Origin of the sequence: Sulfurisphaera tokodaii str. 7, from assembly GCF_000011205.1 — an archaeon.
Classification (GTDB): Archaea; Thermoproteota; Thermoprotei_A; order Sulfolobales; family Sulfolobaceae; genus Sulfurisphaera; species Sulfurisphaera tokodaii.
On record NC_003106.2, the window covers coordinates 2,032,149 to 2,045,410 of the forward strand.

Consider the following 13,262-nt stretch of genomic DNA (forward strand, 5'->3'; position numbering starts at 1 on the left):
TAAAATTCCTAAACTTCAATCTTCTTCTTTAACTTTTCTAGTATTTCTGTCAAATTTAACTCCTTTACCATCAACTTAACTGCCTCCTCAGCAGCCTTATAATACTTTTCCGAAGCTTGAACAACACCACTCCTCTCCAACAACTCATTAGCCTCCCTAAGTAATAGATCTGCTGCAGAAAGAATGTTAATACTAGACATCATTCTATAATATCCCTCTAGTTCTAATAATTTTTAATAAAACGTCATGGTTTGTAATATAACATAATAGTCATTTATTTGTTCGCTATTCAAATTTTGGAGAATGAGAAATTGAGAAGAAAGCCTCGCCCTTCAGGACGATGAAGGGATCAGTTATAATATTATATTCTGTGCTATTAAAACATTATTAACAGGTTTGTGATCTAATCACATGCAGATAATTTTATTCGTATTCTGCATAGAAAATATAACTGACCATTAGGGACTATATGGAAGTCAGATTTAGAGCATTATCAAATATATTTTAGATTTAGCTAAGTTAAATTTATCTTTCCGAATTCTTTAATTAATATAAAATTTTGAAACGATTAGGGATAAGCTATTTTCATCTCGTAACAAGTGAAGTGGACTAAACTTATAAATTAGTGAAATCCACTGCACGTTATATGGTATTACAATATCTTCAAAAGAGCCGGAAGTAAGGGCTAATAAACCTCCTAAGGTTACACACTCAGGTTTGCTAGAGACGAAACATATGAGATCTATATTATGTATTTAGAGATGTAGTTAGATGCATATCTAAACTAAAATAATGTTAAGGAATTGGTAGCATTACAACCTTATTTATAACCTTTTTTGTCAACTGAGATATTAAGTTATCCCAAATTTCATTTAATGATCTACCTTTTGGTTTTATTTTTAGCTGAGACGCAACGTTCTTTAAACCATATTTGCATTCTGCCTTTAATGGACATGAATCGCACTTATATTTATCAGAATTTAGATCAATTAGAATTAGTCCATTTTTAGTAACAGATAATAATGCTTTATCGAGGACTATTTTATCATTTTCAATAACAAAAGGAATCACAGTGACAGAAACTAAAGCATTATCTTCTATTAATCCAACATTTTTATAGAAATCTAAAATGTAGTAATAATAGCTTTTACTAAGCCCATCTCTATCTTGGGAAACGAGAACCCTAAAATATTTTTCATCAAATATTTTATTAAATATTTCTCTACTCACTAACAATATCTTTTCAGTTTTTTTCAACGGTCTATCATATTTACTCAGCTTATAATCACACATCAAGAATATATATTGTAAAATCAAAATATATTTCTTAAACGTTGGACTAATTAAATACTCCTTTAAACTATGAAAATATAAAAAGTCGTTAGAGCTATACAACTAGGTTGATATTACCCAATATTGATTATATTATTCCAGTAATTTGATCCTATATTTCAACTCGTACCACTTATTGGAAAATCGTATTTACACGTTACGCTAAAAAACTATTAAGGATATTCCTTATATTAGCTAGGAATATTTCAGTTATAATTAATAAAAATTGAATCTCAAGTCAAAGTTATTTGTTTGATGAAGGAATAATTTTTGAGATGTCTAGCTATTCAAAATACTACTCATGAATACGATTTATTTATCCTAACTGCTTAAAATAATAAATGGTTTTAACGAATTCTGCATGACTCCAAACTAATGGGGCAACTGATGGATATGTATTTTTAGGACTTACTTGTTCTGGAATGATACCCGTTGGTAGCATATGTGATATAACCCAATCTATATATTTTTTAGCTTTTTCTTTATTGCCTTCAAGAATGTATTGCTGAGCTAACCATAGTGTCGTAATAAACCAAGCGTTAGATTTTTCGTCTTGTTTTAAATACCAATCATTTTCATATCTGGCAATTCCGCCATTTATATTAAGTTTCTCCTCTACAACTTTCCTATTGCTTATAACCCTTGGGTCTTTAGGGTCAAAAGGTCCTAAAATTGAGGCAAATAATGTACTAGCATCTACAGTTTTGTCAATACTATTATCTTCATAAATAGTCCTAGCAAAATGATCACCAACATAAAATCTTTCTAATCCTTTTTTCACTTCATTAGCAGCTGTGAGGTATTTGTCCTTTAAGTTTTCATCACCAAAAAATTCAGCAAACTTATAAGCCGACATTAATCCAGCATATACTGCTAAAGAAGTAAAGAAGTGTGTACCAAGCCTTTCTTCCCATAAATCATATGAGGGTAAAGGTAAACCGGTTTCTTCATCTCTATAAGAGACTAAGAATTCAGCAATTTTCTTTACGAAGGGAGCATAAAGCGGTCTTACAAAATCTATATCAGTAAATCTACTAAAATGAACCCATAAGGCATAAAGCATTAATGCTGTTTCGTCTTCTTGTATTGGTATGCTTCTTGGATTCCACGGATGCCAGGTAGAACCCCAATTGCCATCGCAAGTATACTTCTGAAAGAGAAAACCATTAAAAATTAAGGGTTTAGTAAAATTAAAAAGATTTCTTATAGGATCTTGATAGCCATAAAGTGTTAACGCTATCGATGCGAAAGCTGCATCTCTATGCCAAACATAATTGTATGTATCTTTGTTAAATCTCATAATGTCAGTGTCTAAGGCTGCTGGAAGTGCGCCATTATTTTGCCAGTGAGCTGCAATAATTAGTAAACTTCGTCTGACTAAACTATCATAATCTCTGGCTTTAACTAACCATGCCTTCCAGTAATTTTCTGTCCTTCTCAATAATTCTCTAGAACTTTTTCTCAAAACATAGTTATTCTTTTGGAACAATTCATTATAATTCCTACCACATACTAGCCAGCAATAGAATACTGTATTTGAAGATACTCTTATACTTGTAACCGAATCCACTGATCCTTGTGCTATTGGATTTCCGGAAAGTTCTCCATCTTCTGCATCTTTCCATGTACCTAAATATCCTCCAGTTTCCTTATAGCCAGTAGCAAATTGATAGAATGGAATATCACACTTAAACATGAACCATTTATCTCTTTTGTAATGGATAATAGAAGATGTGAATGGGTCATATAAGGCTGTATCACCTATATCATTTCCATTTATATGAAAATCCCAATGGAAAAATACTCTGGTCTCCTTATTAGTAGTTAAGCTAATTTCTCTAACTAAAATATCATAAGCCATATCTACGGCATCTTTTACCTTGACTTTTACTCCGTTAAATTCAGCTGATGCCGTAACAGAAAGAGTATCTTCTTCATAATTTAATTTTATTGGTAAATCAGAAAACCATGAGAATTTTCCATCTACCCATAGACCAATTTTACTTTCATGAAGATGATTATCTATAGGGAGTGGATAATATAATTCTCTATAATTTAATTTAGAATCGGCTAATAATGTAAGTGAGCCATTGCCTATTATAACATATCTAACCATGATATAAAGTTATTAAGTTAAAGAAAAAACATTTTGTTAATAATAGTGATGATGGTGGTGATGTTCCTCATGTGTAGGTTTTATAAGTTCCGGTAATTCTCCTTTTATAAACTTCTCTATTGCTGTTTTTACGTCTAATCCCTCAGCTAAATATGCTTTTATCTTATAGTTTTGAAGTAATCTTAACCCTGGTGGTCCCATTTCAGCAACAATTACAGCGTTTACACCTCTATCTATTGCCGATTTTAACATATGTGCCCCTCTAACAGCCATAGCTTTTAAAGCTGGATTTTCGTATTCTTCTATTAACTTGTATTCTTGTCCTTCTACTTCATATATTTGGACTTTTAGTGCTTCTCCAGGTCCTTCTACATATCCATTTGTTACGGGTATTGCTATTCTCATTTCAATATCTAATCCGATATCGGAACATAAAAATTTAACTAATGATATAAACTTAATCTATCCTCCGAATTATCAACTTATTGACCTTAGTTTTATTTCATAAATCTTAAAAATAGTCTAATTCAGATTTTCATTAAGGTATAATCATACTTAAAAACTTTATATTGGTTTTTTCCTATTTTAATTTATGTCAGTAAACTGGTCTCTTCCATTTGAAGAGAAAATAATACCAAGTAAGTATCAGAGCAAAGTAATTTCACCATCAATATATAAAGAGTTACACAAGATAGCTACTGAAAATTACAAGGAGTTTTGGGCATCAATTGCCTCTCAATTAGAGTGGTTTAAGCCTTGGGAAAAGGTACTTGATGATTCTAATCCACCATTTTACAAGTGGTTTGTTAGTGGTGAAATAAATGCTTCATATTTAGCTGTGGATAGACATGCTAAGAGTTGGAGAAAAAATAAAGTAGCAATAATTTGGGAAGGAGAACCGGCAGAAGGTGATAAGCCAAAGGAGGTAAGATATATTACATATGGTGAATTATATAGAGAAGTAAATAGAGTGGCTTATATTCTTAAGGAAGTTTATGGGTTAAAGAAGGGTGATGCTATATCATTATATTTACCAATGATACCCGAATTACCTATATTTATGTTAGCCGCTGCTAGATTGGGGATAATATTTAGTGTAGTGTTTTCTGGATTTAGTGCCCAAGCATTAGCAGATAGAATTAATGATGCTAGAGCTAAATTATTAGTAACGGCTGATGGAGGTTGGAGAAGAGGTAAAATAGTTCCACTAAAAGATATAGCAGATAAGGCATTAGAAAATACATCTACTGTAGAGAAAGTCTTGGTTGTAAAAAGAACGAATAATAATATAACTATGAAAGAAGGTAGAGATGAATTTTTCGATAATGTATATAAGCAAGTTCCTTTGAATGCATATGTAGAGCCAGAGAGAACAAAGAGCGAAGATCCTCTATTCATTCTCTATACCTCTGGAACCACTGGCAAGCCAAAGGGAATAGTTCATGATACTGGCGGATATTTAACTATTCTTCACGCTACAATGAACTGGGTATTCGATATTAAAGATAGTGATATAATGTGGACTACTGCTGATATTGGTTGGATTACTGGTCATTCATATATAGTATTTGGTCCTCTATTAGAAGGAGTAACAACAGTAATGTATGAAGGAGCTCTAGATTATCCAAACCCAGATAGGTGGGCATCTATAATTGAGAGATATGGTGTTACGATACTTTATACTTCACCTACAGCAATAAGGTCTTTCATGAAATTAGGAGAGGATGTATATAAAGGTAGAGATTTCTCTTCTGTGAGATTAATGCATTCTGTAGGAGAGCCAATAAACCCAGAGGCATTTAGATGGTTCTTCAGATTGGTAGGAAAAGAAAGCATACCATTTGGTAGTACTTGGTGGATGACTGAGACTGGTGGTATTATGATTAGTCACTTACCCGGTCTTTATCTAATTCCATTGAAACCAGGAACTAATGGAATGCCGTTACCGGGAATTGATGCAGATGTTGTTAATGAAAATGGTAATCCTACAAAACCTGAAGAAAGAGGATATCTAGTGATTAGAAAACCATGGCCTGGAATGCCATTAACTATTTGGGGAGATCCAGATAGATATGTTAAAGTATACTGGTCTAAATTCCCGGGTATATTTTATCCCGGCGATTTCGCTGTTAAAGATTCTGATGGATACTTCTGGATATTAGGTAGGGCTGACGAGGTAATTAAAGTAGCTGGGCATAGATTAGGAACATATGAGTTAGAGTCTGCTTTAATACATCACCCAGCCGTTGCTGAAGCAGCAGTTGTAGGAGTCCCAGATCCATTAAAAGGTGAAGTACCGGTAGCATTTGTAGTATTAAAGGTGGGACAAAAAGCAAATGAGGAGTTGAAAAAGAGCTTAAATGAATGGGTAAGAGAGCAAGTAGGACCTATAGCGTCATTAAGTAGTATTTACTTTGTATCTAAACTTCCAAAAACTAGGAGTGGTAAGATTATGAGAAGAGTAGTAAAGGCTGTTATTACTAATCAGCCAGTAGGCGATGTCACAACACTTGAAGATGAAGCTTCGGTAGAAGAAGTTAAAAAGGCATACGAAGAATTAAAGAAGGAGATATCCTAAATTATTTTTTATGGATATAAAAATTATAAAAGCTGAGAAGAAAGGAGATTTTGAAGAAATAGAGGGTTTAGTCCCAGCTAGATGTACTTTAGGTTATTATCATGTAAAAGTAACTGTAAAGGGATTTAGACTAATTGATTCTTCTTGTGAATGTGGGGAAAAATTGTGCCCTCATGCGGTTAAGCTTGAAATGGCCTTTTTTAGAAAGAGAAAGGAGTTATCTAGTTAACCAATCTTGCCACCAGAAAGTTATCATAGCATATAGGGAAGCAATATATTGCACTGCTAGTGCGATAGAACCGTATATTAGAGTTTTCAATTTATCTTCTGGAATTAAATAAATCATGGTCATTACAAAGGGTATTATAGCTATAAATCCTCCGTAATGCAAGAATAAATAAAAGATAAAGAAGTCGGAATGGTAACGGGTTGGCAGATACAATAGTAATAAGAGCTTAGTATTAATTACATTAATTGAGGAATAGATCTTAAGAATTCTAGTGAAACTCATATAAAGGAACAAGAGCGTAAATAATGGTAACAGATTGGTGTATATCATATTAAAAACGTATAATGAACCCCTTTTACTTATACTACCGTCAGCTATCTCCCTTATAAAATTAAGATAATTTGCTCTTGTCCATCTAGTTACTTGTTTCGTAAACATTTTTATGTCTCTAGGGGGTTTTGTATATGCCACTGCATCAAAGACTTTTACAGCCCTATACCCTTTTTTTATAACAAAATCGGTTAAATCTCTATCATCGGAAATTTTAATTGGTCTTCCAAACATTTTCGGCTCTAAAAACTCTTTAGATAATATATATGGTTTTACGAGTTCGGTCCTATATATTACACATTGTCCACTTAATATTATAGCACTTCCAAAATAGTTTACCGCCCTGTTTACTATCTCACTTATTCTCTCAAAGAATTCACCATAATAATATGCATATTTATTTTTCTCGTCATACATAATTCTAATATTTGGCCCTACTCCACCTACTGACTCATCAAAAACACTTAACATCTTTAGTATAGAGTCTTTATAAATAATCGTATCACTATCTAGAAACATCACTAGAGGAGATCTTACATACTTAACTCCCTCGGCTAACGCGTATCTTTTCCCCTTATGTTCACGCATATAAATAAATTTACCACCATATCTTTCCGTAATTGATTTGTATGGTTCTAGAACACTATCCCCTACAACAATAAATTCTAACCTTGTGTCATATAAAGTCCTTATCACTTTTTCAAAAATATCTATTTCCTCCTTATAAACTGGTATCACAACTGTAAGATCAGAGAGATTATAAAAACTTGAGTGTTGAGTTTTTCTATTATTACTTATTACTGCAAAAAATGAATTCAAAAAGAAATAAAGAATAGTTATAATTGTGAATGAAAGAGAATAAATGAAATATGAGACTCCGTGAAATAAGTGAAACATAATCACCACTATAATGCTCGATATCGAAATATATAACGATTTTTCCTAATTCACCATTCGAATTCTCCGTTCAAAAAGGGGTTAGTTAACTTTTCGTATCCCAAAGTTGTAAAGAAACCATGACCGGGATAAACTGTTAATCCGTCATTTAATTCCATTAACCTATTTAGACTCTTTTTTAGTAAATTTTTGTCTCCTCCTAAGTCATACCTTCCAATACTCCCGTTAAATAATGTGTCTCCCGTAAAAATTCCGTCATCAAAAATATAACAGACACTACCCATTGTATGTCCTGGTGTCTCTATCACTTTTAGTTCTTCATTCCCTATTTTTATTATAGATTTTTCATCTATGAAACCATCTGGTACTATTCCTTTAGTCCTTTCATCTCGTCTTAATAAATCTAAATCACTTCTATGTAAGAAGAATGGAACATTAAAATATTTCTTCACTTCAGTAACACCCAATACATGATCAAAATGCCCATGCGTGGCATAAATTGACTTAAGTTTTATGTTATTTGTTAAGATATAATCTATAACCTCAGATGGATTTTCTGCAACGTCTATTAATATTCCTTCATCTCCAGAAACAACTAAGTAAGTATTGGTAGAATACTCGCCTAAGATAAAACGTTTAACTATCATCATAAAAAATCTTTCTGATATCCTAAATAAGTTAACGTAAAAGTAATTAATGATTAATACTTTAGTTATATGATGAAATACACTGAGACTGCACCAAAACTTTTTATGAACACAGGAACTAGATTTCCTAGAAAAATAATCTGGGCTATGGGACTTATAAAATACGCGGCAGCGAAAGTTAATTCTGATCTTAACCAGTTAGAAAAAGAAATAGCTAAAGGTATTATGCAAGCAGCAAAAGAAGTTATGGAAGGAAAACATGATGATAAAATAGTTTTAGATGTATTTCAAACAGGCTCTGGTACTGGACTAAATATGAATATTAATGAAGTGATAGCAGAAAGGGCAACTGAAATGATTGGAAAAAAAGTTCACCCAAATGATCACGTAAATTTAGGGCAATCATCTAACGATACTGTTCCTACTGCAATAAGAATAGCAGCAACTTCAGCAGTTGAAGAACAACTTATACCAGCACTTAGTAAATTTGTTTCTATTCTTAATAGAAAAAGTGAAGAATTTAAGGATATTGTGAAATCTGGAAGGACTCATTTAAGGGACGCGTTACCAGTTACCTTAGGTCAAGAGCTTTCAGCATATGCAGACGCTTTCTACCACGATATGACCAATTTACAACAAGTACTAGAATATGTTAAGGAGCTTCCTATTGGTGGCACTGCAGTAGGTACTGGATTAAACTCACATCCAGAATTTCAACTGAGAGTTATTCAAGAGGTTAATAATGAAACTGGATTAGGCTTCAAACCAGCTAATAAGTTTAGAGGATTAAGGCTTTTAACGGACTTACTTAGTCTAAGCGGTATTATGAGAACAATTGCGGTAGATCTTTACAGACTTGGACAAGATATTAGATTAATGTTTTCTGGACCAATGACTGGTTTCAATGAAATAGATCTACCTACTCAAGAAGAAATAGCTGGAAGTAGTATTATGCCGGGTAAAACAAACCCAGTTACTGTGGAGGCAACATTATTAGTCTCAGCTCAAGTAGTAGGATTAGATCATGCCAATCAATTTGCATCAATGTTAGGCGAGTTTGAGTTAGCCATGGGCGTTCCTTTGATTGGATATAATGTGGTTACTCAAATAAACTTACTTACAGAGGCATTAAATAAATTTGGAGATTTGGTAATTAATGGTATGGTTCCTAATATAGAAAGAATGAAAAGATATGCTGAAAGCAGTCCTTCATTAGTTACCGTAATATCACCTATTATTGGTTATGATAAGGCTAGCGAAATAGGGAAGAGATTAAGCAAAGGAATGTCTATAAGAGAAGCATTAAAAGAGTTAGGCTTTAAGGATGATGAAATAGATAGAATACTAGATTTATCAAAATTAGTTAAGCCAGGTTTTCCTGCAAAATGATTACTTGTTTAGTAATTATAAAGGCTAATAATAATTTTTTATTATTTATAAGGAAAAAGAGAGGATTAGGGAAAGGTCTAATTACATTCCCTGGAGGTAAGGTTAAAGATAACGAGAAGATTGAAGAATGTGCAATAAGAGAAGTTAAAGAAGAAGTTAACATTACTATTTTTGAACCTAAGCTTGTAGGAAAAATAAAGTTTTACCTAGATGATTATGAAGCGGAAACAACCTATGTGTTTGTTACAGATAAATACAAAGGAAAACCAGAAGAAACTGATGAAGCAATACCTATTTGGCTAAATTATATACCTTATGAAGAAATGTGGGAAGATGATAAAGTATGGTTACCTCTTGTACTAGAAGGAAAGAAAATTTGCTGTGAATTTAAATTTGATAAGAACTGGCAAGAATTTAAGGGAGGATATTGTAATTTATGCGAACTTACATGATTTTTTTCTAGTAAATAAAATATTGTATATTTTATTAATGCACTCTTTAACATCATCCTTACATTCAAAAAGCTTATACCCGTTCTCTTTAGCCTTTATGATTTCTTCTTCATTAACTGTGTGGACAACTAGTACATCTATCTTTTTTATATCCTCTTTTAACTCAATTACTCCGTCTTCGTTCAAAAGAAAAAACTTTTCCTTAATCTTAACTATTGTCACCATTAAACACCTTACTTATTAACGAAATGGATATATCGTATCTATATGAGGTATTGAAATGACCTCCTTCATATTCTTCAAATTCATGCTTAACATTATACCTAAGCATTTTCTTGTGTAGTATCCTCATACCAAAGTTTATCCTAAACTCATCTTTATTACCTACATCAAGGTAAATCAGCCTTAATTTTTTCAGGTTTTCGCTGTATTTTTCTACTAGTCTTACTGGATCTTTTTCTAGCCATCTTTTCCAAACATCCTCAATTATTTCTCCAGTATCAAGATCAAATGGCAAAACAATTTCTGTCCCTTCTGGGGAATAAAATGCGGCCATGGCAATAATATTTAATGTATTAAGATCATCTTTATCCTTCTTATTTTCCTTACTCCAGTACTTTTCCAACCACTTATTAAGTCCACCTTCTCTCCTTATATGTCTAATAGCATGAGGAAAATAAGGTAAGTAAACATATTCAAAATAAGAATCTCCAGAATGATTTATTAGGCCGCGTATTATTTCTGGATATTTCATAGCTAAAACTATTGAACCGTAACCACCAGAAGACTTTCCCATTAATATTACATCCTTCTTTCCATATATATCAAAAAGATATGGGATTAATTCTTTTATAATAAAATCCTCGTACATTCCTACAGCTGTTGAATTTATGTATTGATTCCCACCTAATTTTGTAAAAAGATCTGGAAGTATAAATATTAAATTCTTGATTTTCCCTTCTTTATGTAATCTATCTAGTTTTTCATTTATAGATTCTGATAAAGGATCATAATTTAAGAGTGTAATAGAGGAAGAGAAAAATCCACTCAAATAAATTACTATTGGAGCTTGAGTTACATCTCCAACCTCTATAGAATAGACTTTTCTAACATTGGGATCTTTTAAAGGATTATCTTTTAATATATTACTCTCGATTGCAAAGCTTTTGATTAACATCTACAAAAATAGTTATATTGACAAGGAAATAATTAATTTTTGTGAGTGAATTTACTAGTTTAGCTGAAGTACTTGTTATTGCTAGCTTCTTAGGACTTTTGCTTAGAAGAATAAACGTTTCTCCAGTTATTGCTTATCTTGTATCTGGAATAATAGGAGTAGAATTAGGATTAAATTATAGTAGTTCAATATTTCAGTTTCTAACTTTTCTTGCGGTAAATTTGCTTTCATTTGAAATGGGTGTATCTGTTAATTTGGTTGATTTAAAGAAAATATTTAAGAGAGCTTTATTCATAGTTCTAACAGAATTTCTAGTCGTTACTACAGTAGTTATGCTAATTTCCCTATTCATAAGACTTAATTTCATAAGTACGATCCTTCTCGTAGTAATAGGATTTAACACCAGTACTTCAATCGCATATAAATTAGCTGAGAAAACACTTGACCAGAATGATTTAAAAATAGTACTCTCAGTTTCATCTTTAGAGGACACAGTAGCTTTTATAGTTCTTGGTGTAATTTCATCTAATTCCTTTAACCTTGTAGAAATAATAGTTTCAGCATTTATTTCTATTACTTTAGGATACCTAATATCAAAATTGTTAATAAATCCTACCATAAACTTCTCTGAAGACTCAATAATTTTATCTGGTGTAGCTTCCGTATTTCTTTTTAATATCTTAAGTCAGTTACTTAATATACCTTCTACTTTAGCATCTTTTCTCCTAGGGATAGGAACTTCTTATGCTTCTTCAGATAGTGAAAAAATTGTGAAAAGCATTAAGCCTTTAACAGATTTTACTCTAATCCTATTCTTCTTTGTTGCAGGAAGTTATATTAAAGTTTCAACTTACTTACTTTATGCTCTACCTATTTCTATAGTTTTAGTACTTACAAAATATATAGCATTTAGCACTGCATATTGGATGTCTGGCATAGAGTTCATCAGAGCATTTAGAACCGGACTTTTCATGAGCTCTCTTAGTGAATTTGGAATTGTAATTTCATTAACAGCTTTACAAGAAGGGTTACCGGTATTATCAGTTTATAATATTTCTAGCATTGTAGTAGCAATATCATCTACAATCGCAAGTATAGTAACAACTAGGAATAAGGCAATAATTTCTATTCTAAATAAAATTTACTATAAATTAAGTTTAAATAAAGTAGATAATATTGTAAGGAGAGCTTCTTCTCACCAATTAAAAATTCCAGAAATAGTAATAGTAATGGTGAGGTACATAATTACAAGTGTAACTATAACTTTTTCTGGAGCTTATATAATTTATTTATTATATACAATAAGTCCTTTCTTGATTTATGTTTCTTACATATTAATCGTAGTAATTCCAGCTATGCTTTTCACTCTCCTTGTAACTACAACAAATAACATTAGAGGGAAGTATGGAGAAGCTGAATTTATAGTAGAATTATTCTTTATAATAATTTTTATAATAAATGTCTTCGAATTTGAAATATTTTTCCTAAAGCTAATCTCATTTAACATAATAGTTTTTATACTTTCGATAGTAATAGGTAGCATAATCACTATCTTATCTTTTTCAAGAATTAGGAAACTTCTTGAAGATATTGAGAAATTATTTTAAAACATTTATCACTAATTTTATTTATTTTAATTATTTCTGGAGGTAAAATATATATACTTCCATCAATGGACGAAATCTCCATTGTTTTTCTTATGAAGTAGTAATATGAAGTTAGAGCACATATAACTGCATCTATAATATCTTTTTTACTACTAAACTCCCTCCAGTTTAGATTCAGATTCTTAAGGGAAGAAGTAGGATGAGTCTCTATCACTACTTTATTAACAAACAGTTCCTTTAGGGCTATAGCCTTATTAACTAATTCTCTCATCCATGAAGGAGGTAAAACTTTATAACCTTTTCTTATCATCTCTTTGTCAACTTCCCTAAATCCGTTAGAAGTAGATAAGGGTGCATCTATTGAAATAACTAAAGCATCCTTACATTCTTCATAAATCTCTATATTATCCATAAGCTCTTTAACACAAACAATGTTATTTTCTAATATTCCAACAGCTGAAGGTCTTTTAACAGCCAAATCGATACCACAAAATTTCAATATTTCACA

At 31.6% G+C, this 13,262-nt stretch carries 14 protein-coding genes; 5 read left to right on the plus strand and 9 right to left on the minus strand.

Annotated features, from left to right (window positions below):
- Positions 1-8: 8 nt before the first annotated feature.
- From STK_RS11185 to STK_RS11200, 4 genes are all read right to left on the minus strand, one after another.
- Complete coding sequence (locus tag STK_RS11185; protein ID WP_052847009.1) at positions 9-200, minus strand: PaREP1 family protein; 192 nt, start codon at positions 198-200, stop codon at positions 9-11.
- A gap of 595 nt (positions 201-795) precedes the next feature.
- On the minus strand, positions 796-1,293 hold the full coding sequence (locus STK_RS11190; RefSeq protein ID WP_010980091.1) for a hypothetical protein: 498 nt from the start codon (positions 1,291-1,293) through the stop codon (positions 796-798).
- A 355-nt stretch (positions 1,294-1,648) separates the two neighbouring features.
- A complete protein-coding gene (locus STK_RS11195; protein WP_010980092.1) occupies positions 1,649-3,448 on the minus strand; it encodes a glycoside hydrolase family 15 protein in 1,800 nt (599 codons plus the stop codon).
- Between the two features lie 36 nt (positions 3,449-3,484).
- Positions 3,485-3,853, minus strand: a complete 369-nt coding sequence (locus STK_RS11200) for a NifB/NifX family molybdenum-iron cluster-binding protein (protein ID WP_010980093.1) — start codon at positions 3,851-3,853, stop codon at positions 3,485-3,487.
- A 187-nt stretch (positions 3,854-4,040) separates the two neighbouring features.
- Here STK_RS11200 and acs point away from each other — a divergent pair, with 187 nt between their 5' ends.
- The gene (acs, locus tag STK_RS11205; RefSeq protein WP_010980094.1) at positions 4,041-6,026 is read left to right on the plus strand and encodes an acetate--CoA ligase; all 1,986 of its coding nucleotides are present in this window, start codon (positions 4,041-4,043) and stop codon (positions 6,024-6,026) included.
- 10 nt (positions 6,027-6,036) lie between these two features.
- On the plus strand, positions 6,037-6,255 hold the full coding sequence (locus STK_RS11210) for a hypothetical protein (protein ID WP_052846706.1): 219 nt from the start codon (positions 6,037-6,039) through the stop codon (positions 6,253-6,255).
- On the opposite strand, the gene STK_RS11215 is transcribed toward STK_RS11210, so the two are convergent.
- On the minus strand, positions 6,244-7,323 hold the full coding sequence (locus STK_RS11215; protein ID WP_198429692.1) for a glycosyltransferase family 2 protein: 1,080 nt from the start codon (positions 7,321-7,323) through the stop codon (positions 6,244-6,246). The genes STK_RS11210 and STK_RS11215 overlap by 12 nt on opposite strands.
- Before the next feature lie 209 nt (positions 7,324-7,532).
- The gene (locus STK_RS11220; RefSeq protein WP_052846708.1) at positions 7,533-8,129 is read right to left on the minus strand and encodes an MBL fold metallo-hydrolase; all 597 of its coding nucleotides are present in this window, start codon (positions 8,127-8,129) and stop codon (positions 7,533-7,535) included.
- Positions 8,130-8,201: 72 nt separating this feature from the next.
- Between STK_RS11220 and STK_RS11225 the strand changes: the two genes are divergently transcribed.
- Both STK_RS11225 and STK_RS11230 read left to right on the plus strand, forming a co-directional pair.
- Positions 8,202-9,518 carry a class II fumarate hydratase gene (locus tag STK_RS11225; protein WP_052847010.1) on the plus strand — a complete coding sequence of 439 codons (1,317 nt, stop codon included), beginning with the start codon at positions 8,202-8,204 and terminating at the stop codon, positions 9,516-9,518.
- The gene (locus STK_RS11230; RefSeq protein WP_010980098.1) at positions 9,515-9,970 is read left to right on the plus strand and encodes an 8-oxo-dGTP diphosphatase; all 456 of its coding nucleotides are present in this window, start codon (positions 9,515-9,517) and stop codon (positions 9,968-9,970) included. Before STK_RS11225 ends, STK_RS11230 begins: the two co-directional genes overlap by 4 nt.
- Here STK_RS11230 and STK_RS11235 read toward each other — a convergent pair.
- The gene (locus tag STK_RS11235) at positions 9,953-10,192 is read right to left on the minus strand and encodes a hypothetical protein (protein WP_052846709.1); all 240 of its coding nucleotides are present in this window, start codon (positions 10,190-10,192) and stop codon (positions 9,953-9,955) included. The two genes, STK_RS11230 and STK_RS11235, sit on opposite strands and share 18 nt — an antisense overlap.
- Positions 10,179-11,147, minus strand: a complete 969-nt coding sequence (locus STK_RS11240) for an alpha/beta hydrolase-fold protein (protein ID WP_010980100.1) — start codon at positions 11,145-11,147, stop codon at positions 10,179-10,181. Before STK_RS11240 ends, STK_RS11235 begins: the two co-directional genes overlap by 14 nt.
- Before the next feature lie 41 nt (positions 11,148-11,188).
- Between STK_RS11240 and STK_RS11245 the strand changes: the two genes are divergently transcribed.
- Positions 11,189-12,754, plus strand: coding sequence for a cation:proton antiporter (locus STK_RS11245; RefSeq protein WP_010980101.1), 1,566 nt, complete (start codon positions 11,189-11,191; stop codon positions 12,752-12,754).
- Here STK_RS11245 and STK_RS11250 read toward each other — a convergent pair.
- Positions 12,717-13,253: a DUF429 domain-containing protein gene (locus STK_RS11250; protein ID WP_198429693.1), complete on the minus strand. Its 537-nt coding sequence runs from the start codon at positions 13,251-13,253 to the stop codon at positions 12,717-12,719. The genes STK_RS11245 and STK_RS11250 overlap by 38 nt on opposite strands.
- Positions 13,254-13,262: the final 9 nt, after the last annotated feature.